Below are 25,300 nucleotides of genomic sequence, written 5' to 3'. Positions count from 1 at the left end.
TTTATTTATTTAGTAATGCACATTTTGAATCAGGTGGAATTGCAAACGCTTTTTCTCCTGATAACGAAGAAACCAATTTGTAGTAGTCCCAAGGGCTTTTAACTTCGGCTGGTGATTTAACCTCATACAAATACATGTCGTGAACCATGGTTCCATCCTTACGGATATATCCATTTTTTGTAAACATGTCATTAATTTTGGTTTTACGTAACTGCTCCATCACTTTATCTGAATCATCCGTACCAGCAGCTTTCACTGCATTGAGATAGGTCATAGTTGAGGAATAATCGCCGGCCTGAACCATGCCAGGCATGCGCTTCATTTTCTCCATAAAGCGGCCAGCAAATTTACGTGTTTGATCATTTTGATCCCAATACCACGCTGTTGTTGCTAAAAGACCTTGTGCATTTTTAATACCAATTGCATGTACATCGCTAATGAAAACCAATAAACCCGCAAGCTTCATCGTTTTTGTAATGCCAAACTCATTTGCGGCCTTTACAGAGTTAATTGTGTCGCCGCCAGCATTAGCCAAACCCAGAACTTGTGCTTTGGAGCTCTGCGCCTGCAGTAGATAAGATGAAAAATCACTCGCATTGAGCGGGTGCTTTACATCACCCAACACTTTTCCACCGTTCGCAAGAACAACATTAGAAGCATCTTTTTCGAGCGCATAACCAAACGCATAATCCGCCGTTAAGAAAAACCAATTTTTATAACCCTTATCTAACAAGCCTTTGGCAGAACCATTGGCCATCGCGATGGTGTCATAGGTGTAGTGAATCGTATACAGGCTGCATTGTTCATTTGTAAGCGCAGAGGTACCAGCACCATTGTTAATGTAGATACGTTTTTTCTCCGCTGCCACCTTTGCTGTTGCTAGTGCTGTCCCAGAGTTGGTTCCCCCAATAATGACGTTAACGCCATTTTGGTCAATCCACTCTCTTGTTTTAGATGCAGCAATGTCTGCCTTATTTTGATGGTCAGCAGAAACAATCTCAATCTTTCTGCCCAATACGGTGCCACCAAAATCGGCAACCGCCATTTTGATGGCCTCTAAGCCACCCTGACCATCAATATCAGCGTACAAACCAGACATATCGGTAATAAAACCGATTTTCAAAGGGGGTTGGTCAGCCGCGCTAGCATTACCCGCAACCGCAAAAAAAGCTGCGGCAGCCATCGAAATTAAAGTTTGTCTCATTATTTTTCCTTTTAGAAATTATTTAATTAAACGCCTAGATAGCCGTTTAGTAACTGGGCTTTTGTACCTAATTCAGCTCGCTCAACCACTTCAACTATCAAACCACCCTCTACAACATAGTGTCTATCGGCCAACTGCGCCGCAAACCTAAAGTTTTGCTCCACCAAGATGATCGTAAAGCCTTTATCCCTTAGTTTGGATACGACCTCACCCAACTTTTGAACAATCACCGGCGCAAGACCCTCAGTTATCTCATCGAGCAACAACAATCTAGCGCCCGTTCTTAAAATTCTAGCCATAGCCAGCATTTGCTGTTCACCACCCGATAATCTGGTGCCAGGGCTGTTACGTCTTTCATAAAGATTGGGAAACATCTCATAAATCTCATCCAAACCCATTCCACCAGAAGCAATCTTCGGCGGCAGAAGTAGATTTTCTTCCGTCGTTAGGCTTGAAAAAATGCCGCGCTCTTCGGGACAAAACCCAATACCAAGACGCGCTATTTGATAGGTCGCCATATCAATAGTTTCCGTCCCATACACCTTAATGGAACCAGCTCTTTTGCTGGTGAGGCCTAAGATTGTTTTTAGAATGGTGCTGCGTCCGGCACCATTTCTACCCAAAAGGGTGACTACTTCTCCATCGGCGACAGAGAAACGAAGGCCATGCAAGATGTGAGATTCTCCATACCAAGATTGGAGAGCATCCACCTCTAAGGCTTTGGAGCTCATAGAGAATCTCCTCCATGACTTCCCATATAGGCCTCAACCACCAAGGGGTTGTTTGAAACCTCTTGATAATTGCCCTCAACCAAAATGGCCCCACGTTGAAGCACGGTAATTCGATTGGCAATCGAAGATACAACCTTCATATTGTGCTCAACCATCAGAATAGTTCGCCCTTTTGCAACCCTTTGAATTAAATCGGTTACTCGCTCAACATCCTCGTGTCCCATACCCTGTGTGGGCTCATCGAGCAACATCAGCTCTGGCTCCATCGCCAGAGTTGTTGCAATCTCCAGCGCCCTCTTGCGTCCATAAGCCAGATTGGCGGCCAACTCATTAGCAAAGCTCTCCAAACCAACCTCATGCAAAAGCTCCAGTGCGCGACCGTTGAGCGCATTTAATGAAGCTCCAGATTTCCAAAAAAAGAATTCTGTATTTAATTCTCTTTGAAGCGCAATTCGAACATTTTCCAAAACCGTAAGGTGGGGAAAAACCGCTGAGATTTGAAATGATCGAACCACCCCGCGGCGTGCAATTTGCGCTGGCCGCTCATGGGTCACATCAATACCATTAAATAGAATTTGCCCCTGGGTAGGCTCCAAGAATTTGGTAAGCAGATTAAAGCAGGTGGTTTTGCCTGCGCCATTGGGGCCAATAAGCGCGTGTATAGATCCGCGCGATACGCTTAAATTAACGTCTGTAACCGCAGAAAAACCTAAGAAGGACTTTCCTAGTCCAATTGTTTTTAATATTGTCTCTTCCACACCCAAGCCTTTTTACCCTCTATGGGATAAGAACATTAGGATAGACTAGCCACGATAAACTCTATATAGCATTAACCCTAGGTCGGCTCAGTATTTTTGATGTTTAATTGTGTGAGGTATTTTTGGATTGCACTTTTGGCAGACGCATCTAGGAGGTCCATTGGAATGCGCTGGGAACCCTGGACAATCATCATGGCATATGGCTTGGCTAGGGAGGACACCTCAACACACAAACTCAACTCATCCCCTTTGGCGGGGGATTGACTGCGCCAATAATTTATTGCAGCCTCAATCTCTTGAATAGATAAGAACAGCATTTGATTGTTTAATTAAATTACTTATCTTCGATTGCCAACATCGTACCGCGGCACTTTTTAGCACCACAACGACATTCATAGTCTTTTTTGAGTTCTTTTGTAATGGGGCCTTCTATGTCGAGGGAATAGTCATAAAAAAGCTCTTCCCCCACTTTTAGTGTTCTTTTGGCATAAATAAAAACGCGCGGCTCACCACCAAAGCTACCCTCCTGTGTTTCACAGTTTGGTTTGCATGAGTGATTAATCCATCGAGCAGCATTGCCACCGTATTTAGCATCAATCACACGTCCACCTTCTAGAGAGAAGTAGAAGGTGTGATTTGGATCTTTAGGGTCGTGCGGGTGGCGCTTTTCAGCCAACTTCCAGCTAATTCTTTCACCCTTATACTCAATAATAGCGTCGCCTTTTTTAATTTGCTTCGCAGCAAAAACACCTTTTCCATGGATTGGTGAAGTTTTTACGGTGATGGCATCCCGATCCACCTTTGGTGGTTTGACTTTTTTATTTTTCATCACTTAAACATCTAGATTTCGTGCAATGAGCGCATTCTTTTCGATAAATGCGCGACGTGGTTCAACCTCATCACCCATTAATGTAGTAAAGACCTGATCAGCTGCAATTGCATCTTCAATTTTGACCTGCAATAAAGTGCGCGATCCAGCATCCATGGTTGTTTCCCATAACTGGGATGGGTTCATCTCACCCAAACCTTTGTAACGCTGTCGACTTAGTACACGCTCAGCCTCTGACAGCAACCAAGAGAAGGCGGCCCTGAAATCCTGGATAACTTGTTCTTTTTGGTTTTTATCTGGATCCCCGCGGCGTACTTTTGAGCCAGGTAAAACTTTTCCAGATAATACTGCGGCTGCATTAGACAAACTTTGATAATCATCGCCATGTACAAAATCAGAATTAATGGCTGATAGCTTTAAGTTTCCATGAATGCGACGTGACAGTAATAATCTAAAACGCTCTGTGCGATCTTCTTTTTGAACAATAATTTCTGGTGGAAGTGCAAGTGGATTAAGCGAGGCAGATAAAGCAGTCCTTAAACGTTCTGCCGATTCATATGCAGATTTTTCGGTATCTAAATTGAGTTGAGTGCCGGATGCAATGGCACGCAATGCGTCTTCATCAATTGTTCTAGATAAACGATCAACCACTGATTGAATCACTTGATAGTGTTTTGCAAGTTCAATTAAATCAGCGCCCTCAATTACCTCACCAGTTGGGGATTGGAGTGAGGCTGATTCAAGGGCAATTTTTAATAGTAACTGATTTAATTCAGCATCATCTTTAATGTACTGTTCATTTTTTCCAAACTTCACCTTATATAAAGGTGGTTGAGCGATATATATATGTCCACGCTCAATCAACTCAGGCATTTGTCTATAGAAAAAGGTGAGTAGAAGAGTGCGAATGTGGCTACCGTCAACGTCCGCGTCGGTCATGATAATGATGCGGTGATAGCGTAACTTATCAGCTTTGTATTCCTCTACACCAATACCCGTTCCAAGCACGGTTATTAGTGTGACAACTTCTTGGCTGGCCAACATTTTGTCAAAGCGCGCTTTCTCGACATTCAAAATCTTACCTTTTAGCGGCAGAATGGCTTGGAAACGACGATCACGCCCTTGCTTAGCAGAGCCCCCCGCGGAGTCTCCCTCGACAATAAATAATTCAGACTTGGTTGGGTCTTTTTCTTGGCAATCAGCGAGTTTTCCAGGTAAACCAAGGCCGTCCAACACACCCTTACGACGTGTCATATCACGCGCTTTGCGGGCAGCCTCACGAGCTCGTGCAGCATCCACAATTTTTCCACAAAGGATTTTTGCGTCTGCTGGTCGCTCTTGTAGGTAGGCACTCAAAGCCTCTGCAACAATTTCCTCAACAGGTCCACGAACTTCACTTGAAACTAGTTTGTCTTTTGTTTGACTGGAGAATTTTGGCTCAGGAACTTTTACCGACAATACACACGCCAAACCTTCACGCATGTCATCGCCTGAAATTTCAACCTTTGCTTTTTTTGCAACTTCATTTTCATCAATATATTTATTAATGACGCGCGTCATCGCCGCCCTAAGGCCAGTTAAATGGGTACCACCATCTCGCTGAGGAATGTTATTTGTAAAACAAAGAACTTGTTCACTAAAACTATCATTCCACTGCATAGATACTTCAGCGGTGATGTTGCCACCCAAATCCGAAGGGCGGATACCTTCTGCGTAAAAAATGTTTGGATGTAGTACATTTTTGGTTTGGTTGATGTACTCAACAAAACCTTTTACGCCGCCAGAAAAGGCAAAATCTTCTTCTTGCCCAGTGCGTTGATCAATTAATTTGATATGAACGCCATTATTTAAGAATGAAAGTTCGCGAATGCGCTTAACCAGAATCTCATAATGGAATTCAACGTGGCCGAAGATTTCTTCATCAGCTAAAAAGTGAACTTCTGTCCCAGATAACTCGGTTTCTCCAGTTACAGTGATTGGTGAAGTTAGTACGCCATTGATTTCTTCGATATTACGGTTTTGAATTACGCCACGCGCAAATTCCATATAGTGGGTTTTACCATCGCGACGGATGGTTAACTTCAACCATTTAGATAAGGCATTAACGCAACTTACACCCACACCATGAAGACCACTAGAAACTTTATAACTGTTCTGGTCAAACTTACCACCAGCATGTAATTCAGTCATTACAATTTCTGCGGCACTTCTTTTTGGTTCGTGCTTGTCGTCAAACTTAATACCGGTTGGTACACCCCTACCGTTATCAACAATAGAAATTGAGTTGTCAGTTTGGATTACAACGGTAATCTCAGAGCAATAGCCAGCCAATGCCTCATCAATTGAGTTATCTAAAACCTCAAAAACCAAATGATGCAAACCGGTACCATCGGATGTGTCTCCGATGTACATTCCAGGGCGCTTACGAACTGCTTCCAAGCCCTCCAGGATTTGAATTGATGATGCACCGTACTGCTCTACTACTTTTTTTTCTTCAGTCATTTTTTTCTAAATTAAATGCGCATTGGCATCACAACATACTTAAAATCTTCTGATCCAGGTAAGGTAATCACAGCACTACTGTTTGCATCACCTAGGCTGATTTGGATTTTTTCATTTTTCAAGTTCGATAAAACATCCAACAAGTAACTCACGTTAAAACCTATCTCTACAGAGTCACCAGCATATTCGGTTTCAATCTCTTCCTGCGCCTCTTCTTGCTCCGCATTGGTAGATTGAACGGTGATGCGATTGGGTGATAAGGAGAAGCGCACACCTTTGAATTTATCAGTTGTTAGAATGGCTGCCCTTTGAAGAGCTGCTTGCAAAACATCACGTCCAACAACTAAAGAATTTTTATGCCCTTTTGGAATAACGCGTTGGAAGTCAGGGAATTTACCTTCAACCAATTTGGAGATAAGCTCAATATCTCCAAATGTAAATTTCACTTGGTTAGATGTAAGGCTTATCTCTAAAGGTTCATCGGAGTCCTCAAGAAGATGTTGACACTCTAATATTGTCTTACGCGGAACAATAATTTCCTGTCTCTGCCCAGAACCGGATGGTGTTTGCGCTAACTGAACTTGAGAGTAAGCAAGACGGTGTCCATCAGTAGCTACTGCGACCACCTCTTTACCCTCAATAACCAACAACATGCCATTTAAGTAATAACGGATATCTTGTTGAGCCATTGCAAAATGAACTTGGCTGATAAGTTGGCGAAAACTTTTTTGAGACATCTGCCAGCTAGCGGTAACTTCACCCACACTTTGCATAATTGGAAATTCTGCTGCAGACAGGGTCTGCAATGAAAAGCGGCTTTTGCCACTCTGAACAACCATCTTATTGTCTTTTAAATTCAAACTTACCGGGCCCTCAGGTAGAGCGCGCAAAATATCTAGCAATTTTCTAGCGGCCACTGTAGTTGTGACATCTTCAGCACCAACACCAAAAGAAGCATTGGTCGTAATCTGAATTTCTATATCAGTAGAAATAAAAGAAACTCTCTCACCTTGTTTCTTAAATAACAAATTGGCCAAAATCGGCAAAGTATGACGACGTTCAACAATGCCACTAACCACTTGTAATGGTTTTAATAAACTATCTCGCGAGGCGTTAACTAATTGCATTGCTTTTAAATCCTTGTATATATCTTATTAGTAGTAATAATAAGGCTTCCGATTTCAGTGGATAAGTCAAAAACTACATTTAAAACAAGTGCTTACAAACAAAAAAACTTGTTGACAACTTCTGTATAAACGCTGCATAAATATTGGGTAACTTTTTCTCAATACCCTATTTTTGCATGAAGCGCGACCTTTCCACAATTTATCCACATACAATCCCCAAAGTTATCCATTGGGCTATCCACAAACTTATCCACAGGCAAAACTAGGCCTTCAGGGTTTGCTCAATCACATGAATTTCATGATTAAGCTGTCCATCGTGCGAGCGCTCATCCGCGATCTTGCGAACGGCGTGTAAAACGGTGGTGTGGTCACGACCACCAAACAGTTCGCCAATTTCCGGTAGACTTTTTTGCGTCAATTCTTTAGCCATAAACATGGCTATTTGGCGCGGACGCGCAATATTGGCGGGTCTTCGCTTGGAATACATATCAGCTACCTTAATACTGTAAAAATCCGCTACCGCCTTTTGGATATTTTCTACAGAAATTTGTCTATTTTGGATTGAAAGAAGGTCCTTTAGGGCCGTTCTTGCAACCTCAATAGTGACCTCCCGCCCGTGGAAGCGAACAAACGCTAGAATTTTGCGTAAAGCTCCTTCAAGCTCGCGAACGTTGGATCGAAGATGCTTGGCTACGAAAAAAGCCACATCCTCACTCATTGGGATACCTTCGTTGGCAGCCTTCTTCATCAAAATAGCTACGCGCATTTCTAATTCGGGGGGCTCAATAGCAACCGTTAAACCCGAGTCGAAGCGGGAAATGAGTCGATCATCAATTCCAGCCATCTCTTTAGGATAGGTGTCGCTGGTAATAATAACCTGTGATTTATTGCCTAGAAGGGCCTCAAAGGCATAGAAAAACTCTTCCTGGGTTCGAGATTTGCCGCTAAAAAACTGAATGTCATCAATCAATAATAGGTCTAGTGAGTGGTAATAGCGCTTAAAGCGGTCAAAAGCTTTTTGTTGATATGCCCTAACAACATCAGAGACGTACTGTTCTGCATGAATATAGCGAATCCGTGCGTTCGGCTTTTCTTTGAGAAGGTGGTTGCCAATCGCGTGGATCAGATGGGTTTTTCCAAGACCAACCCCACCATAAAGAAACATGGGGTTATAGGATGCCCCAGGGTTGTGGGCAACCTGAATAGAGGCCGCCCTAGCCAGCTGGTTTGCTTTACCCGTAACAAAGGTGTCAAAAGTTAGGTTGGGATTAAGTTTGGAGTGATCTTCAATTTCAAAAGACTGCTCCTCAACCAAAACCTCATCTTCAATCAAAGAATTTGATTGAAGAGCAACAGAGGCTTCATTATTTTCGGTTGTTAATTCTTTATTCTTTGGGGTTAAATCTGGAGAACCACCATCTATATCTAATACAAAATTTAATGTAGTCGATTGGCCAAAATACTCAGACGCTAATTCTTGGAAACGGTCTGCAAAAGTTTTTTTAATCCAATCAAGCTTAAATCGGTTGGGCGCGCCTATAGTGAGTGACTGCTCACTCTCTTCAAAAGTTATGAAGGTAAGGGGCTGTATCCAAGTCTTAAATTGCTGGGGTGAGAGTTCGCGGGAGAGGGTGCCTAAGGCGGCATCCCAAAAGCCCAATGGGTTTATTGAAGTCAAGGCGGCTGGATTCTGTAGGTTGCTCATAATTTTTTGAGGATCCATTGTAGCTACGCCCGAAAGTTATCCACAAGGCAGAAAACCGTGGAAAAGCTGTGGATAACTTGTGTACAAAAGAAAAAATTCTATATTTATCATAGGGATACCCAAATAAATAGGTAAATATAGTGAAAAATACCTATATATTTAGTTACATTGATTGACCTTTTGGCTCGCAACAAGGAAAATACTTGGTTTCCCCGGGATCAATCATGAAAAGAACATATCAACCCTCAGTAACACGTCGTAAGCGTACCCACGGCTTTCGTATTCGCATGAAAACCAAAAGTGGTCGTGCAGTCTTAAATGCTCGCCGCGCAAAAGGTCGCAAACGCCTCGCTGTTTAATTTAATCCTTGAATAGCGCAAGGATTTCAGAGTTACTTAAAACACGCCCCAAGACTAGTTTGTGTTGGGGCTTGTACTTTGCACAGCCTGAAAAAGGTATAGAGCCAGATTTGGGCATTGCCGTAGCTAAAAAACTGGCAAAGCGCGCAGTAGATCGTAACCGCCTAAAGCGAATGATTCGGGAACTAATTCGAACCGCGCAGGCAAGCGATTTAAAAAGCGATGTTGTGGTTAAACTCAAAAGCCCCATTGGCCGAGGCACTCGCGGCAAGCTTCGGAAAAAAGAAAAAATTCTGCTGCGCACTCAAATCCAAGGGCTTATTTAATATGCGGCTCGTTAACACGGTTGCAGTTAAATTAATCAGGGGCTATCAAGTGTTGCTAAGCCCTTATCTCGGAATGCACTGCAAATATGTACCCAGCTGCTCGCAGTATGCGTGCGAATGCTTTAAGCATTATGGTTTTATAAAGGGCTTTGGCATGTCAGCATGGCGCATACTGCGGTGTAACCCACTGTCACACGGTGGTTATGATCCTGCGGTAAAACAAACACATCATTAATTAAGTGAATGCAAATGGACTTTAAAAAAACAATTCTCTGGGCTGTATTCGCACTGTCAGGCTTAATGCTTTATAACAACTGGCTCATTCATGAGGGCAAGCCTTCGTTATTTGGGGGCGCACCTGTAAGCAGTAATTCTTCACCCGTAACAAAAGCTGGTAGCGAAAAAAATGATGTGCCTATGCAAGCTGGTGCCGCATCTGCACCCGCACAGGTTGTAGCAAGCAACTCTGCTGCTGTAGAAAGTGCAGAACGATTTACCTTGCAAAATGATGTGCTGGTTTTACAAATTAGCGCAAATGGCGCAAATGTTATCGATGCGAAACTCTTGAAATCTCTCGTTGCAGAGAACAATGAGCCTGTCGAGCTCTTTCAATACAACGCTAACCACAAATATTTTGCTCGCTCGGGCCTCATTGCAGCTGGCAATGCCGACCTTCCAAACCATAACAGTACCTTCAAGTTACTTGCTTCTGGCAAAGATGGTTCTGGAAACCCATTCATGACCTTAGTGAGTGAGCGCAATGGCGTGAGGCTAGAAAAAACATTTATTTTGACTCCGGGTAGCTATGTGGTTGATGTTGGTCATCGCATCACACAAACAAATGTTAACGGTACGCCAATTATTCTTTATACAGAAATTGTTCGCGACGGCTCGCAAGAGAAAAAAATTGGACCATTTGGTGGAGCGTTTTCAGCAAGCACCTTTACTGGTCCAGCCATCTATACGGATGGAGAGAAGTATAAAAAAATTCAATTTACAGACATAGAAAAAAATAAAGCGTCATTCCCCTCACAGATTCCAGCTGGTCAATCTGGATGGGTTGCTATGGTGCAGCATTACTTTGCTAGCGCATGGATTCCGGGTGATAAATTTGTACGAGATATCTACGCTGGAAAAATTGACAACGATCTCTATCGAGTGGGCATGCAAACCCCCTTAGGTGCTGTTGCACAAGGTAGCACTGTTGTTGAAAAGGCTCAGCTGTTTATTGGCCCCCAAGAAGAGCGTGCTTTAGAAAAGATTGCGCCAGGATTGGAGTTGTTGAAAGATTATGGATATCTCACCATTTTGGCAAAACCAATCTTTTGGTTATTAGAAAAAATACATAACTTGGTTGGTAACTGGGGTTGGTCCATCATCCTCCTCACCATTCTGATTAAATTGGTTTTCTTCCCACTTTCGGCTGCAAGCTATAAATCGATGGCACGCATGAAAGAGGTTCAACCTAGACTAGCGTTGATGAAGGAGCAGTTTAAGGGCGACCCACAAAAGCTCAATCAAGCGATGATGGAGATGTACCGCAAGGAAAAAATCAATCCACTGGGAGGATGTTTGCCGGTGGTCATTCAAATTCCGGTGTTTATCTCTTTATATTGGGTATTGTTGTCGTCTGTAGAAATGCGTGGCGCACCTTGGGTGCTGTGGATTCATGATCTATCGGTCCCAGACCCATATTACATTTTGCCAATCATCATGGCTATCTCCATGTTTGTACAAACCAAGTTGAACCCTACTCCACCAGACCCTGTACAAGCAAAAGTGATGATGTATATGCCGATTATTTTCTCGGTAATGTTCTTCTTCTTCCCCGCCGGTCTGGTTTTATATTGGGTAACCAACAACCTTTTATCAATTGCACAGCAATGGCAAATTAATAAATTGTTTGGAAAAAAGCCAGCCAAATAAAGCGCTAGCTAGTTAAGTGCCCACCTTAAGGAATACAGCAATGATGACTAGAAAGTTACCCATCATTGCTGTAGCCACTGCATCAGGCAAAGGTGGTGTGGGCGTGATACGTATTAGCGGGCCAGACTTGGCCGAGCTCACAACTATCCTCCTGCAAAAATCGCTTGAGCCACGCCAAGCTAAATTATTAAGTTTTCGAGATGCCGATGGGAGTGTTATCGATCAACTTATTGCAATTTATTTCATAGGCCCCGCTTCATTTACCGGGGAAGATGTTTTGGAGTTGCAGTGTCACGGCGGCCCCCACCTTTTAGCTTTGGTAATGAAGCGCTGCTTAGAGCTTGGCAAAGATAAGGGCCTTGTGATTGCTGAGCCAGGCGAGTTCACCTTGCGTGCTTACTTGAATGACAAAATTGATTTGGCTCAAGCGGAAGCCATCGCCGATTTAATTGATGCGCAAAGCGAGGCCGCCGTTCGAGGAGCCGCGCGTTCTTTACAGGGCGCCTTCTCTGCTGATGTGGATGGTTTGATTGAAGAAATTACTCAATTAAGAATTTTGGTGGAATCCACACTCGATTTTCCCGAAGAAGAAATCGAGTTTTTGGAAAACGCACAAGCCAAACAACGACTTCAAGCTGTGAGCGCCAAGTTGTCATCCTTAAGAGAAAACGCAAAACAAGGAAAGCTATTGCGAGATGGAGTCCAGTTGGTTTTAGCGGGGGCCCCGAATGTTGGTAAAAGCTCATTACTAAATCGACTTGCTGGAGAAGAAGTTGCCATTGTTACCCCTATCGCTGGAACCACTAGGGATCGTATTAAAGAGAGCATCCATATAGACGGCATACCAATGCACATCATTGATACCGCGGGCTTGCGCGAAACCGATGATTTAGTTGAATCAAAAGGGATTGAGCGCTCTTGGGAGGCCATTCGTTTGGCTGACTTGGTGATCTTTTTGAAAGATCCAAACTCAAACCAAACAGATGAGCTCATTGATGGCGATTTAAAGTCACAAATATTGAAGGAGCTGCCACCAAAATGCCCTGTATTAGAGGTCATCAACAAGGCGGATTTATTGGCCCCCGAGCTTAAAAAAACAGCCCATGAAGAGACTTTGTTTATATCGGCAAAAACAGGCGAAGGTGTTGATGGCCTAAAGAGAAAAATTTTAGAAATTATTGGGTGGAGCGGCTCTCAGGAGGGCGCGATTTTGGCAAGGCGTAGGCATTTAGATTGCCTCGAGCGTGCCGCCGAACACTTAAAAAAATCAGAAGTATTTGCGGCAAATGGCAACATTTCTCTTGAATTATTTGCCGAAGAGCTGCGTTTGGCACAAGACCATTTGGGTCAAATTACAGGAAAACTCCTTCCAGACGATCTTTTGGGAAAAATTTTCAGCCAGTTTTGCATCGGTAAATAAAGGGTTTGCACTCATTGGCTTGATCAAAAAAACAAGCCCAAAATGCTAAACTCGTCAGACCATAAAAACACCGAATGGGGGACTTGATGACCACAAATAATCAGGCAGTAGTCAATGTAAACGCACCAGACTACGTTAAAAATAAACGATTAATTCAGTGGGTTGCTGATACGGCAGCCCTTACCAAACCAGATCATATTTATTGGTGTGATGGCTCCGAGGCAGAATACGAAATGCTTTGCGAAAAGTTGGTGAAGGCCGGCGTCTTTAAACGCCTCAATCCAGCTAAACGTAAAAATTCCTTTTTGGCGCTTTCTGATCCAGATGATGTAGCTCGAGTCGAGGATCGCACATTTATTTGTTCTGCGAAAAAAGAAGATGCTGGCCCAACTAACAATTGGGTGGAGCCAAGTGAAATGCGAGCAACCCTGCAGCCACTCTTCGATGGTTCAATGCGCGGTAGAACAATGTATGTAGTGCCATTTTCAATGGGGCCAATTGGATCACCAATTGCACACGTTGGCGTTGAGCTTTCTGATAGTCCTTATGTTGCTATCAATATGAAGTTGATGACCCGCATGGGAAAAGCAGTGATTGATCAATTGGGCGCAGATGGCGATTTTGTTCCTTGTGTACACACAGTTGGCGTGCCTTTAATGGCCGGTCAAAAGGATATGGCCTGGCCAAATAACAAAACCAAATATATCGTTCACTATCCAGAGACACGAGAGATTTGGTCTTTTGGTTCGGGTTATGGCGGTAATGCATTGTTGGGCAAGAAATGTTTTGCATTGCGGATTGCATCTAATATGGGGCGTGACCAAGGTTGGTTGGCTGAGCATATGTTGATCCTTGGCGTCACTTCACCTGAGGGTACGAAATACCATATTGCAGCTGCATTCCCATCTGCTTGCGGAAAAACCAATTTCTCCATGATGATTCCCCCCAAAGGTTTCGAGGGTTGGAAAGTCACAACCATTGGCGATGACATCGCATGGATCAAGCCTCGCAAAGACCCTGTCACAGGTAAAACACGTTTATTTGCGATTAATCCAGAATCTGGTTATTTTGGTGTGGCTCCTGGCACCAATCGTCAAACCAATCAAAACTGTATTGATTCTTTAAATCAAGATGTGATCTTTACGAACGTTGGCTTAACTGATGACGGCGATGTGTGGTGGGAAGGCCTAACCGATACGCCGCCAGATCATTTAATTGACTGGCAAGGAAAAGATTGGACCCCTGCAGATGGTGCTGCTGGACGCAAGGCAGCCCATCCAAATTCTCGCTTTACTGTAGCTGCAACAAATAACCCCGCTGTTGATCCCAATTGGGATAATCCCGAGGGTGTTGCAATTGATGCTTTCTTATTTGGTGGGCGACGCTCGACTACCGTACCGCTAGTAAGCGAAGCGCGTAATTGGATTGAAGGGGTTTACATGGCTGCAACCATGGGCTCAGAAACTACCGCAGCGATTACTGGCAAGGTAGGTGTTGTACGCCGCGATCCATTTGCAATGATTGCTTTTGCTGGTTACAACATGAGCGATTATTTCCAGCACTGGCTCAATATGGGTAAAAAGCTATCAGCTGAGGGTGCCACACTTCCAAAAATTTACTGCGTTAATTGGTTCCGTAAAGACGAAGATGGTAAATTTGTGTGGCCTGGTTTTGGAGAAAATATGCGCGTACTCTCTTGGATTTTGGGTCGTGCCGAGGGCAAGGCAAGTGGAGTAGAAACACCATTTGGAATTTCTCCCGAGTATGCTGACATGCATTGGGGCGGCTTAGATTTCTCTGCTGAAAAATTCTCGAAGGCTATTGCGATTGCCGCAGAAGATTGGCAGGAGGAGTTAAAGCTACATACCGAATTGTTTGAACATCTTGGCGACCGTCTCCCAAAAGAACTTTTAGAGACGCGCGTGAAGATTGAAGAGCGCTTAAACGCCTAATACTAAAATCCGCCCCACATTTAAATTACATGTCTAAACCCCAACACCATGAAATAGTGGTGATTGGGGCTGGTATTGCAGGCGCAACCATTACCAATGAGTTACTGCAACTGGGAAAATCAGTCTGTCTGATTGATAGCGCTACCGGTCCCGCAGCTGCCTGCTCAAGTCACCCTTATGCGATAGCCCACCCTCATATTGGGAGGGGCTCACCTCGCCTGCTGCGCCTAACCCGCGTCGCTTTTTTATTGGCCGAGGAACGCTGGGGCGCAACTTGGAATCAGCACGGCGTATTTCAACCAACAAGAAGTGGCAAAACATTTCATCGCGAAGAGATGACTCAATATTTGCGCTCTTTAGGCCTAGACGAGCAAATGGCTCTGGCATTGGACGCAAAAGAGGCTCAGAAAACTTGCGGCATTTCACAAAGCGGAGTTTGGCTACCGCGGGGTGCATCTTTAGATTTAAGCATAGCTGCGCAAAGCTTATTATCCCCGCACGAGCATCTTCAGTGTCTTTGGGGTGTTGGCGTTGAGAGCCTACAATGGCTTGATGGAAAGTGGGCTTTGCTCAACAAAGATAAGCAATCGATTGTGAGCTCGGATAAGGTCATTATTGCTGCAGCAATGGGCACAAAAGCCTTAATGGCAAGCGTTGATATTCGGCTTCCACTAAAGCCAGTACGCGGACAGTTAAGTATTTTTTCAGTATCAAAAAAATCAGAATGGGCAAACAGGCTTCCTAAGGTCGCTCTTTCGGGCGATGGATATTGTTTGCCGGCTCAGGAGTTTGAAGGTAGTGACTACCGCTGGGTAGTGGGCTCTAGTTTTGATGAGGGCGAGGAAGATCTGCGTGCTCGCCAAAGCAGTGATGACTTTAATCGCGAACAGGCAAGACGCTTGCTTGATTATGAGCAGGCCAGTTGTGCAGATCTAAAGGGGGAAGGCAGCTTTGTGGGGGTGCGTTGTGTTGCTGGGGATCGACTGCCTATCATTGGACGGCTTGTTCAGCGCCCAGGGGTATTCCTCGCTACTGCCCTGGGTTCGAGGGGCATTTTATGGTCGGCTCTAGCGGCCAAGCTGATTTGCGCTCAAGTGCTTGAAGATGATTTAGCCTTAGACGCACGTTTTGGCTTGGCTGCTGATTTGGTGGCGGCACTAGCACCGGCGCGTTTCTTCGCCGGCACCTTAGCAGCGCCCTCCGCCTTGGGCGCCTTGGCTTCAAACTCAAAACCAATTTTTCCATCAGGACCCAAGGCTAAATAAGCTTTAAATCCTCGACCCGTTCGATTGGACTTGAAGTTGGCTAACAAGTCTGTCTTGCCTTCTTTGAGTAACTTTTGAACTTGTTCAGCAGATATTTCTTGTTGGAGCACAACCTTCCCGGTTTTGAAGTCACAGGTTTTGTTTGGTCCGGTGTTGTTTTCACAGACGTAACGCATGCCATCTTCATAAACCGCACCGGAACATTTTGGACATACACCCAATGCGAATCGTCCAGTAAAGTCTACAGCCTCAGTTTCATCTTCTTGGGTGTTACCAAAGTCAAACTCCAACTTAAATCCGGCGTTTGGATAATCGGCATCATCTTCCGGAATTTCAGACAACTTAATGATGGCTGCAAACGGCCTACCCATTTTGCTGCGGAATCCCTGCAATGGTCCAATCGTTTTTTCCCGCAATAGCTCTTCTACTTCAGGGTATTCAAAGGCTCGTCCACCCGGTGTTTTACTGATGGTAAAGCCGCATTTCTCGCAGGCAAAACGCCGGTAATTTTCCTTGACTGAGCCTTTGCAATGCGGGCAAGGCGTAGACAAGGTTGCATAGTCGCCAGGAATGGTATCGCTGTCATATTCTTTGGCGCGTTTGACAATGCGCTGGGTCATTTGGGCAATTTCTTGCATGAAGGTGTCGCGCTTCATCTGCCCGCGCTCAATGAGGGATAGTTTGTTTTCCCAGCTACCAGTCAGGTCCGGACGCGTTAATTCCTCTACGTCCAAACCCCTCAATAGGGTCATCAGCTGAAATGCTTTTGCTGTGGGTATTAATTCGCGGGCTTCGCGTACTATATATTTTTCAGCAAGTAAGCCCTCAATAATTGCAGCCCTCGTAGCTGGGGTTCCAAGACCTTTTTCGGCCATGGCTTCGCGCATCTCATCATCATCCACCCATTTGCCCGCACTCTCCATTGCTGAGAGCAAAGTAGCCTCTGTATAGCGTGCCGGGGGTTTAGTTTTCAAGGGGATTGCAGCGATGGATTCCGTTTGAACGGTTTCCTCCTCTTGCACAGCTACGAGCTCGTCATCCGCTTGGTTGGATCTGCCGTAGACGGCTAGCCAACCAGGATTCACAAGTACGCGCCCTTCGGTTTTGAAGTGATGGCCCAATACTTCGGTGATGCGAGTGGTGACGCGGAATTCAGCCGCGGGATAAAACACTGCCAAGAAGCGACGTACCACCAGGTCATACAGTTTTTGCTCTGGTTCGCTTAATGATTTAGGAGATTCCAATGTTGGAATGATTGCAAAGTGATCTGAGATTTTGGAGTTATCAAAAACTCTTTTGTTTGGCTTAATCCACCCGGTGCCTGACTTGGTTTTTGAATCTTTCGAGTCACCCGCTAAGATTTGTTCGGCAAATGGCCGATATTCTTGAGAATGCTTCGCCAGGTTTTCCATCGTTTGTTTGACGGTATCCAAATAATCTTCTGGCAGCGCCTTTGCATCAGTACGAGGGTAGGTAAGTACTTTATGGCGTTCATATAAAGCTTGTGCCAAGCCCAATGTATTTTTTGCGGAGAAGCCAAAGCGCGCATTCGCCTCGCGTTGCAAGCTAGTTAAGTCAAATAATTGGGGGGCAAGTTGCGTTGCCGGTTTTGCTTCCTCTGTGACGGTAGCTTTTTTGTCGCGACATGCCGCCACAATGCTTTGGGCGGCTGCCTCACTCCAGAGGCGATTCTCACGCGCATCTGGTGCAGCAACATCTTTTTTAAACTTTGGATCAAACCAACGGCCTTCGTATACCCCGGCCGCCGCAATAAATTCAGCCTTTACTTCCCAGTAGTCTTTGGAAACAAACTTGCGAATTAATTCTTCACGCTCCACAACAATGGATAGCGTTGGTGTTTGGACACGACCTACGGTGGTTAAAAAGAAGCCTCCGCTTTTGCTATTAAATGCGGTCATGGCCCGCGTACCATTAATGCCAACCAACCAATCCGCTTCTGAGCGGCAGCGAGCGGCATCGGCCAGCGGCTGCATATCCTCATCGCTACGTAGTGATACAAACCCTTCCCGAATGGCGTTTGGAGTCATAGACTGCAACCAAAGACGTTTGACTAGCTGCGGAGCTTTGGCGTGCTGTGCAATGAGGCGGAAAATGAGTTCGCCCTCACGTCCTGCGTCGCATGCATTGATTAGGGTGTCAATGTCCTTGCGTTTGATTAGCTTTTGCAACACTTTTAAGCGAGATTCGGTTTTGACAATGGGGCGTAAGTCAAAATAAGGAGGCACTACGGGTAGGTTGGCAAAAGACCATTTGCCACGTTTCACGTCGTATTCTTCAGGGGCACCAATTTCGAGCAGGTGGCCAACGGCAGATGAAATTACATAATCATCACTTTCGAAATAATCGTCGTATTTCGTAAACCCGCCCAGTGCCTTTGCAATATCGTTAGCAACCGATGGCTTCTCGGCAATGATGAGCGCCTTGGGGTGGTCAATACTTGATGTTTTTGAGCTGCTTTTGGTAGATGCTTTAGCCACGCGTTTGCCTAAATATGAGCCTGAAACTCTGTTTTTAATGGGGAAAAGGGATGATCAATTTAAACCAAATTGGGATTTAGTCTAGCGATCCACCCTTTTTTATTATTAACCGATAAATTAGTAAAAGTCCAAAATAGCCTTGCTACACGAAAAACAAAAAATTATTAGTAAGTGCTCACTCATTTTATTAATCATATAAAACATGACTTTTAATTGGTTAAAAATGGATTCATCTAAATTAAGAGCTCCTCTAGAACGTCTTTTGGAGAGTTTGCTAGCTTTGCCCCCTCCTGAATTAAGCGGTTACAGCCTGCATTGAGGGGGTGATGAATGGCGCCAGGGAGAGCAAAGACCTCTCGCCCCAACTCACATGCAAGCCGGGCCGTAATCAGTGAGCCCGAGCGCTCTGCGCCCTCAATAACAACCACCCCCAGTGCTAGCGCAGCAATCAGGCGATTGCGGCGCGGGAAATGAAATGCTTTTGCACCCACTCCCGGTTGATGTTCCGATATTAATAGCCCTTCTGCGGCAATAGATTGAGCTAAATTAAGGTGTTCTGGAGGGTAGACCCTATCTAACCCCGTTCCACAGACTGCAATGGTTGAAAATCCAGGGCCTAACTCAAGACAGGCGCGATGGGCGGCCCCATCAATACCGCGCGCCAAACCTGAAATCACTAGGAACCCAGCCTTTGAAAGGGTTTGCGCAAAGACCCTGGCGTGATGCATTCCAGTTGGTGTGGCCATTCTTGCCCCCACAATCGCAATCATGGGGCGCGCTAGGAGTGTTTGATCCCCATCTATATAGAGGAGTTTTGGGGGGTCGTAAAGATCATGAAATCTCTTTGGATAGTGGGGATGTGCTGGAGAGAGGGTTTGCATCAGCTTATTTTGAGTGCAGGTTTATTTTCAGCAATTGGGACAGACTGATTACTCTGTTGGATAATTCCTACATGGCTCTATTACCAGTCCTTTGTTATCCCGATCCGCGCTTGCATAAGGTTGCCAAACCGGTCACCCAGGTAGACGCGCGCATAAAGAAAATTGTTGCCGATATGGCGGACACAATGTATGACGCCCCTGGAGTTGGTCTTGCGGCCACGCAAGTAGATATTCATGAGCGGATTGTGGTGATTGATGTTTCAGAAAACCAAAACGAGCTCATGGTATTCATTAACCCAGAGCTCGTTTGGGCCAGCCCAGAAAAGAAGGCGTGGCGTGAGGGCTGCCTCTCTGTGCCCGAATACTATGATGAAGTTGAAAGACCGGACCATATTCGAGTGAAAGCACTTGATATCAATGGCAAGGAGTTTGAAATAGAGGCCGATGGCCTTTTATCAGTTTGTTTGCAACACGAAATGGATCACTTACAGGGCAAAGTCTTTGTTGAGTACCTCTCCATTTTGAAGCGAAATCGCATTTCACTCAAAATGAAAAAACGCGCCAAAGAGTTGGCGGGTCAGCGCTAAGCGCACCTCATGAAAATTGTTTTTGCTGGTACCCCAGAATTTGCAGCACAAGCCATGCGCGCTATCGATGCTGCCGGACATCAAATTGTTTTGGCGCTGACACAGCCGGATCGGCGTGCGGGCCGAGGCATGCATTTGCAAGCCAGTCCCGTTAAAGAATTTGCACTAGAAAAAAATATTCCTGTTTTGCAGCCAGAGTCGCTTAAGCGCAATAGCACTGATTCAAGCAAGCAACTCGAAGCTCAGGCTGCTTATGCTCAACTAGCCCATACCGATTTTGATGTAATGGTGGTAGTTGCGTATGGGTTGATTCTTCCTCAGGAAATTCTTGATCTTGCAGAGGCGCCACCGCGATTGGGTTGTTTTAATATCCACGCCTCACTTTTACCTCGCTGGCGTGGAGCGGCCCCAATTCAAAGGGCAATAGAAGCGGGCGATCTAAAAACGGGTGTCAGCATTATGAAAATGGATGCGGGCCTAGATACGGGCGATACCGTGTTGGTCCGTGAAATTGAGATTGCAAATCATGAAACAAGCGCCACCCTGCATGACCGTCTTGCAAGCTTGGGCGCAGAATTAATTAATGAAACATTGCGCTTACTTGAGTCGCGTGGCCCATTGCACACAACAGCCCAATTGAGCGATGGTGTGACCTATGCAGAAAAAATACTCAAGAACGAAGCGGATATTGACTGGAGTTTGAGTGCTGCAGAAATTGATTATCGAATTCGGGCCTTCAATCCTTTTCCTGGGGCCAACAGCTCGGCTGTGGGTGTAACGTTCAAGTTCTGGAATTCTCGCGTTGCTAGCCAGGAGCGGTCATTTCCTGTGGGGCAGCCAGGTCAAGTATTGGGTGTGCATGATGAGGGTGTTTATATACAGTGCGGCAAAGACGTAATTGAAATACTTGAGATGCAAAGACCAGGCGGCAAGCGCATGCCAGCCAGTGCAATTTTGCAGCTCATCATGGCGCAACACAATGCAGTGCATTTCCAAAGGGAATCGGTTGACTGATCACAAAACATTACGTAGCCTGCCACTTTCAGAGGCCATTACTATTTCGGCACAGGCCGTTGGAGAGGTGATGAGTGGCCGCTCTCTTACTGAGGTGCTCGATCAGCTTGAGCCTCATGAGCGCCCGATTGTGCAAAGCCTGACATTTGATGCTTTGCGAAAATGGGTTCGTTCACATGAGCTGATCAAGCAATTTATCCCAAAACCACCCCCGGTTGAAGTGGATCATCTTTTGAGTGTTGCCATTGCGCTATTTTTACAGGGAACCTCAGATGGCAAGGGGTATGCAGCACACACTATCGTTGATCAAGCAGTGCAGGCTTGCGAGCAGTATGACAAGACCTTGTATGCCAAGGGTTTAGTAAATGCGGTGCTCCGAAAGGTTAGCCTCATTGTCAACCCACCCGAAGGAGAGGTGCGTTACCCACCCGATCCGATCCCAATGTTTTTCCCGCCCTGGTGGCGTGCCAATCTAAAGCGCAACTATCCAAAGTCGTGGCAAGGATTGCAAATCGCACAGGCCCAACGTGCATCATTAATTGTGCGTGTGAATACACGTCAATACACGCGAGACCAGTATCAAGAATTATTAAATGAGGCCAATATTGCTGCTACCCCTATTGAAGAGGTGGCTGGAGTCAAACTAAACTCCGCTTTACTCTTAAGAGATCCGGTGCCAGTGATTGACTTGCCAGGTTTTTATAGTGGGGCTGTTTCAGTGCAGGATAGCGGTGCGCAGGTGGCAGCAACCCTGTTAAACCCGCAGCCAGGTGAGAAGATATTGGACGCATGTGCTGCCCCAGGTGGAAAAACGGCACATTTGTTGGAGCTCGCAGATTGTGAAATGCTGTCCCTTGAGCTCGATGGGGGGCGCCTGGGGAAAATTACTGGAAACCTAGATCGCCTGCGCTTAAGTTCGGAGCATGTGCGTGTGGTGCGGGGTGATGCATCAAAAGCAGCTTGGTGGGATGGCCAGCTTTTTGACAAAATCTTACTTGATGCGCCTTGCTCTGCCTCAGGCATTGTTTCTCGCCACCCCGATATTCCTTTTTTAAGGCGTGAGGCCGATATTCGGACTTTGCAGCATAAGCAGCGTGAAATTATGGCTCAAGCATGGAAGATGCTAAAGCCAGAGGGCCTGCTTTTATATGTAACTTGCTCAGTTTTTCCTGAAGAGGGCGAAGATCAGGCGCAATGGTTTGCGACCGAGCATGCCAATGCGGTACGATTAAGTTCGCCGGGGCAGATTTTGCCCACAGAAGCCAATGATGGCTTTTACTATGCCTTGTTTAAGAAAAATGGTTCATGAGCCAACGCATTAAACAATTTATCTTTTGTTGCCTGGTGGCGCTGAGTTTTGTCTCGGTCACTGCTAGGGCAGAGGGCATCAAAATCAAATCTGCTGAGATTGAGCGCTCGGATAATGAATGGTTGTTAAATGCGGCATTTAAAATTGAATTAGCCCCCGGCCTTGAAGAGGCGGTACAAAAAGGCGTAGTTTTATATTTTCAAACTGAATTTGAATTAACTCGGGGCCGTTGGTATTGGTTTGAGGAGAAGGCTGCGGTTGCTCAAAGGCAAACCCGCCTTTCTTATCAGCCACTGACTCAGCAATATCGTATTGCATCTGATGGCTTTACCTTTACTGCAAAAACAATGCCAGAAGCATTGCAAGCCGTAGGCAGTATTGGCGGCTGGCACGTTTTTGATAGCTCGCAAGTAGACCAAGGTAAATCCTATAGCGCGGGATTGCGTATGACTTTAGATTTAAGCAAGCTGCCAAAACCATTTCAGGTCAATGCATTAAATAATCGCGACTGGAATGTTTCGAGTGACTGGGTGCGCTTCCCATTCTCCTTTAACAGCCCTAATATATTTGCGCGATGACAATATTGTCAGACCTCATTAATTTGAACTTTCTCGATAAGGTCGCGCTTAGAAGGCGATTTCTTCCGATCGCGGCTGGTGTTATCGGCGTGTTCGCATTGCTATTGTTGGTAATGCTTTTGGTGGCCTCATCGAATACCGAGTTTTTTGATAACTATTTTATTTGGCTTTATGCAGCCAACGTAGTGATCGGCATTGGCCTCACTTTGGTGATTCTAACTCTGGTGGTAGTCATCGCAATTCGTTGGTATCAGGGGCGATTTGGCACAAGGCTGATTGCGAAGTTGGCAATGATTTTTGCTTTAGTGGGTGTTGTGCCGGGCCTCATTCTTTACGGCGTATCCATGCAGTTTGTATCACGCAGTATTGAAACTTGGTTTGATGTGAAGGTCGAATCTGCCCTAGAGGCTGGGCTGGAATTGGGGCGCGCAACCTTAAGTGGTTCGCTTCAAGAGTTGCAAGACGAGGGACGAATAGTTGCTGATCAAATTCAAAGCTCACCAAATCAAGCAAGCCCAGCGGAACTAACGCTCTTGTTGTCTCGTCTGCGCGATCAGTTTGGCCTGCAAGAAATTACGATCTTCAATGGTCAACAAGTGGTAGTTGCTACTGCAGCCTCAGCGGCATTGCAAACACCCTCAAGCCCGCCGTCAGCAGACCTGATGAATCAAGCATCTAAATTAAAAGGCGCAGGGTTGATTGATGAACCACAAACTTCAAGCCAACCACAGGCCTACCGCTTGCGTGCAATCATTCCACTTACAAAAGAGCAGCGCGCCAGCGGACATGGTTTTGGACTAAACCCTCAATACCAAAAAGAGCTTTGGTATTTGCAGTTGATAAAAGTAATGCCAGAGGGCATTACTAAAAATACGATGGCGGTACAGGCTGCTTATAGCGACTATCAAGAAAAAGCCTTGGGGCGCGCCGGGTTGCGCAAAATGTTTGCTGGTACCCTGACCTTAACTTTATTTTTTTCCTTATTTGTTGCGGTTACTCTGGCCCTACTGCTTGGTCGCCAGCTAGCTAGGCCTCTACTAATGTTGCTCAGGGGAACGCAAGCAGTGGCACAGGGAGATTTATCGCCCAAGCCAGAATTAGATACTGGCGATGAGTTAGGTATGCTCACTCGCCAGTTTAATGTGATGACCAGGCAGCTTTCGGATACGCGTAATTCATTGCAGGAATCAAAAACCTTTTTAGAGACGGTACTGGGAAATTTAACTGCCGGGGTTTGCATTTTTGATAAAAACTTCAATGTTGTCTCAAGTAACGCTGGAGCAGATCGTATTTTTGCTAAAGACCTAACTCAACTTGATGGCAGGCCTCTGAGTGAGATCCCTGCATTACTGGAGTTTGAGCAGGCGATTAAAGATGGCTTTGCAACGATGAAACTAGCGGTTGCCAGTGGCACAGAGGGCGACTCAAAAGAGCGGCTGAAGAGTGAGCAGCAAGATGCGCCTGTATGGCAAAAGCAAATTCAATTACACACAACCAATGAGTTTGAGAATGAGCTAGGGGTAACCCTCTTTGTGCGTGGTACAGAGCTTGCTCAAGACTTACGTATGGTGGTCTTTGATGACATTACTGATGTGGTTAGTGCCCAGCGCTCAATTGCCTGGAGCGAGGTTGCAAGGCGTTTGGCACACGAGATCAAAAATCCTTTGACTCCAATCCAGCTTTCTGCAGAGCGTTTGCAGCATAAGCTGGCAGGAAAATTAAATCCCGAGCAGGAAGAAATGATGAATCGCAGTACGCAAACTATTATTCGTCAAGTTCAAGCGATGAAAGAGATGGTCAATGACTTTAGGGATTTTGCAAAGACACCAGCGCCCCAGTTAAAACCAGTGTCGATCAATACTTTAACCACTGAAATCTTGGGGCTATATGAAGGCAGTCCGATCAAAATAGATTTAGACATGAGTTGTCCAGATATTATGGGCGATACAACTCAGTTAAGACAGGTCATCCACAATTTGTTACAGAATGCACAAGACGCGACCTTAGAGGGCCCAAACCAGAATGCACCAGTGGAAGTAAAAACAAAACTAGTGCCCTATGGCGAGACCGAGGGGGTTGTGCAACATGCGGTACGACTGACAATAAGTGACTCAGGCTCCGGATTTCCAGCTAAGATATTAGTCAGAGCATTTGAGCCGTATGTAACAACAAAAACTAAAGGCACGGGACTAGGTTTGGCTGTAGTTAAAAAAATTATTGATGATCATGGTGCCAAAATAGAAATTCGTAATCGTATGCAGGGAGAGTTAGTGGTTGGTGCGCAGGTATCAATATTGTTTATGAATCTCGCTAAAGAGGCGGCATAAGA

Annotated in this window: 21 protein-coding genes and 1 pseudogene; 12 read left to right on the top strand and 10 right to left on the bottom strand. The window is 45.4% G+C overall.

Going from position 1 to position 25,300, the window contains the following annotated elements; all coding sequences use genetic code 11:
• Nucleotide 1: 1 nt before the first annotated feature.
• The 8 genes from BOQ04_RS09590 to dnaA form a co-directional block, all read right to left on the bottom strand.
• Nucleotides 2-1,204, bottom strand: a complete 1,203-nt coding sequence (locus BOQ04_RS09590) for an ABC transporter substrate-binding protein (RefSeq protein ID WP_076024506.1) — start codon at nucleotides 1,202-1,204, stop codon at nucleotides 2-4.
• 26 nt (nucleotides 1,205-1,230) lie between these two features.
• On the bottom strand, nucleotides 1,231-1,935 hold the full coding sequence (locus BOQ04_RS09585; RefSeq protein ID WP_076024505.1) for an ABC transporter ATP-binding protein: 705 nt from the start codon (nucleotides 1,933-1,935) through the stop codon (nucleotides 1,231-1,233).
• Nucleotides 1,932-2,699, bottom strand: a complete 768-nt coding sequence (locus tag BOQ04_RS09580) for an ABC transporter ATP-binding protein (protein ID WP_083657586.1) — start codon at nucleotides 2,697-2,699, stop codon at nucleotides 1,932-1,934. Before BOQ04_RS09580 ends, BOQ04_RS09585 begins: the two co-directional genes overlap by 4 nt.
• Before the next feature lie 71 nt (nucleotides 2,700-2,770).
• Nucleotides 2,771-3,010 carry a DUF3717 domain-containing protein gene (locus BOQ04_RS09575; RefSeq protein ID WP_076024503.1) on the bottom strand — a complete coding sequence of 80 codons (240 nt, stop codon included), beginning with the start codon at nucleotides 3,008-3,010 and terminating at the stop codon, nucleotides 2,771-2,773.
• A gap of 17 nt (nucleotides 3,011-3,027) precedes the next feature.
• Nucleotides 3,028-3,522 (bottom strand): SET domain-containing protein, encoded by a 495-nt coding sequence (locus BOQ04_RS09570; RefSeq protein WP_076024502.1) that lies wholly within the window; start codon nucleotides 3,520-3,522, stop codon nucleotides 3,028-3,030.
• 3 nt (nucleotides 3,523-3,525) lie between these two features.
• Complete coding sequence (gene gyrB / locus BOQ04_RS09565) at nucleotides 3,526-6,024, bottom strand: DNA topoisomerase (ATP-hydrolyzing) subunit B (RefSeq protein ID WP_076024501.1); 2,499 nt, start codon at nucleotides 6,022-6,024, stop codon at nucleotides 3,526-3,528.
• A gap of 11 nt (nucleotides 6,025-6,035) precedes the next feature.
• Nucleotides 6,036-7,151 carry a DNA polymerase III subunit beta gene (gene dnaN, locus BOQ04_RS09560; protein WP_076024500.1) on the bottom strand — a complete coding sequence of 372 codons (1,116 nt, stop codon included), beginning with the start codon at nucleotides 7,149-7,151 and terminating at the stop codon, nucleotides 6,036-6,038.
• Nucleotides 7,152-7,413: 262 nt separating this feature from the next.
• On the bottom strand, nucleotides 7,414-8,856 hold the full coding sequence (dnaA, locus tag BOQ04_RS09555; protein WP_083657597.1) for a chromosomal replication initiator protein DnaA: 1,443 nt from the start codon (nucleotides 8,854-8,856) through the stop codon (nucleotides 7,414-7,416).
• 224 nt (nucleotides 8,857-9,080) lie between these two features.
• Between dnaA and rpmH the strand changes: the two genes are divergently transcribed.
• From rpmH to mnmC1, 7 genes and pseudogenes are all read left to right on the top strand, one after another.
• The gene (gene rpmH / locus BOQ04_RS09550; protein ID WP_011903922.1) at nucleotides 9,081-9,215 is read left to right on the top strand and encodes a 50S ribosomal protein L34; all 135 of its coding nucleotides are present in this window, start codon (nucleotides 9,081-9,083) and stop codon (nucleotides 9,213-9,215) included.
• A gap of 8 nt (nucleotides 9,216-9,223) precedes the next feature.
• A complete protein-coding gene (rnpA, locus tag BOQ04_RS09545) occupies nucleotides 9,224-9,541 on the top strand; it encodes a ribonuclease P protein component (RefSeq protein WP_198929324.1) in 318 nt (105 codons plus the stop codon).
• Nucleotides 9,438-9,776 (top strand): membrane protein insertion efficiency factor YidD, encoded by a 339-nt coding sequence (gene yidD / locus BOQ04_RS09540; RefSeq protein WP_342394328.1) that lies wholly within the window; start codon nucleotides 9,438-9,440, stop codon nucleotides 9,774-9,776. Before rnpA ends, yidD begins: the two co-directional genes overlap by 104 nt.
• Before the next feature lie 14 nt (nucleotides 9,777-9,790).
• On the top strand, nucleotides 9,791-11,467 hold the full coding sequence (yidC, locus tag BOQ04_RS09535) for a membrane protein insertase YidC (protein ID WP_076024676.1): 1,677 nt from the start codon (nucleotides 9,791-9,793) through the stop codon (nucleotides 11,465-11,467).
• A gap of 43 nt (nucleotides 11,468-11,510) precedes the next feature.
• The gene (gene mnmE / locus BOQ04_RS09530) at nucleotides 11,511-12,887 is read left to right on the top strand and encodes a tRNA uridine-5-carboxymethylaminomethyl(34) synthesis GTPase MnmE (RefSeq protein ID WP_076024675.1); all 1,377 of its coding nucleotides are present in this window, start codon (nucleotides 11,511-11,513) and stop codon (nucleotides 12,885-12,887) included.
• Nucleotides 12,888-12,973: 86 nt separating this feature from the next.
• On the top strand, nucleotides 12,974-14,839 hold the full coding sequence (locus tag BOQ04_RS09525) for a phosphoenolpyruvate carboxykinase (GTP) (RefSeq protein ID WP_076024497.1): 1,866 nt from the start codon (nucleotides 12,974-12,976) through the stop codon (nucleotides 14,837-14,839).
• A gap of 29 nt (nucleotides 14,840-14,868) precedes the next feature.
• A pseudogene (gene mnmC1 / locus BOQ04_RS10960) lies at nucleotides 14,869-15,957 on the top strand (FAD-dependent 5-carboxymethylaminomethyl-2-thiouridine(34) oxidoreductase MnmC1); the annotation flags it as partial.
• On the opposite strand, the gene BOQ04_RS09515 reads toward mnmC1, so the two are convergent.
• Both BOQ04_RS09515 and dprA read right to left on the bottom strand, forming a co-directional pair.
• Nucleotides 15,930-18,602 carry a DNA topoisomerase III gene (locus BOQ04_RS09515; RefSeq protein WP_233126761.1) on the bottom strand — a complete coding sequence of 891 codons (2,673 nt, stop codon included), beginning with the start codon at nucleotides 18,600-18,602 and terminating at the stop codon, nucleotides 15,930-15,932. The pseudogene mnmC1 and the gene BOQ04_RS09515 sit on opposite strands and share 28 nt — an antisense overlap.
• A gap of 233 nt (nucleotides 18,603-18,835) precedes the next feature.
• Nucleotides 18,836-19,483, bottom strand: coding sequence for a DNA-processing protein DprA (gene dprA, locus BOQ04_RS09510; protein WP_076024495.1), 648 nt, complete (start codon nucleotides 19,481-19,483; stop codon nucleotides 18,836-18,838).
• A gap of 71 nt (nucleotides 19,484-19,554) precedes the next feature.
• Here dprA and def point away from each other — a divergent pair, with 71 nt between their 5' ends.
• From def to BOQ04_RS09485, 5 genes are read left to right on the top strand one after another with little or no spacing between them, the layout of a single operon-like run.
• Nucleotides 19,555-20,070: a peptide deformylase gene (gene def / locus BOQ04_RS09505; RefSeq protein ID WP_076024494.1), complete on the top strand. Its 516-nt coding sequence runs from the start codon at nucleotides 19,555-19,557 to the stop codon at nucleotides 20,068-20,070.
• A gap of 9 nt (nucleotides 20,071-20,079) precedes the next feature.
• Nucleotides 20,080-21,084 carry a methionyl-tRNA formyltransferase gene (gene fmt / locus BOQ04_RS09500; protein WP_076024493.1) on the top strand — a complete coding sequence of 335 codons (1,005 nt, stop codon included), beginning with the start codon at nucleotides 20,080-20,082 and terminating at the stop codon, nucleotides 21,082-21,084.
• Nucleotides 21,077-22,393, top strand: coding sequence for a 16S rRNA (cytosine(967)-C(5))-methyltransferase RsmB (rsmB, locus tag BOQ04_RS09495; RefSeq protein WP_083657585.1), 1,317 nt, complete (start codon nucleotides 21,077-21,079; stop codon nucleotides 22,391-22,393). Before fmt ends, rsmB begins: the two co-directional genes overlap by 8 nt.
• Nucleotides 22,390-22,971 (top strand): DUF4390 domain-containing protein, encoded by a 582-nt coding sequence (locus BOQ04_RS09490; RefSeq protein WP_076024491.1) that lies wholly within the window; start codon nucleotides 22,390-22,392, stop codon nucleotides 22,969-22,971. Before rsmB ends, BOQ04_RS09490 begins: the two co-directional genes overlap by 4 nt.
• Nucleotides 22,968-25,298, top strand: coding sequence for a sensor histidine kinase (locus BOQ04_RS09485; protein WP_076024490.1), 2,331 nt, complete (start codon nucleotides 22,968-22,970; stop codon nucleotides 25,296-25,298). The genes BOQ04_RS09490 and BOQ04_RS09485 overlap by 4 nt, the downstream gene beginning before the upstream one ends.
• Nucleotides 25,299-25,300 lie beyond the last annotated feature (2 nt).

It is taken from the genome of Polynucleobacter sphagniphilus (genome assembly GCF_001953355.1).
Lineage (GTDB): Bacteria > Pseudomonadota > Gammaproteobacteria > Burkholderiales > Burkholderiaceae > Polynucleobacter > Polynucleobacter sphagniphilus.
This window is presented reverse-complemented; position numbering and strand designations above follow the sequence as displayed.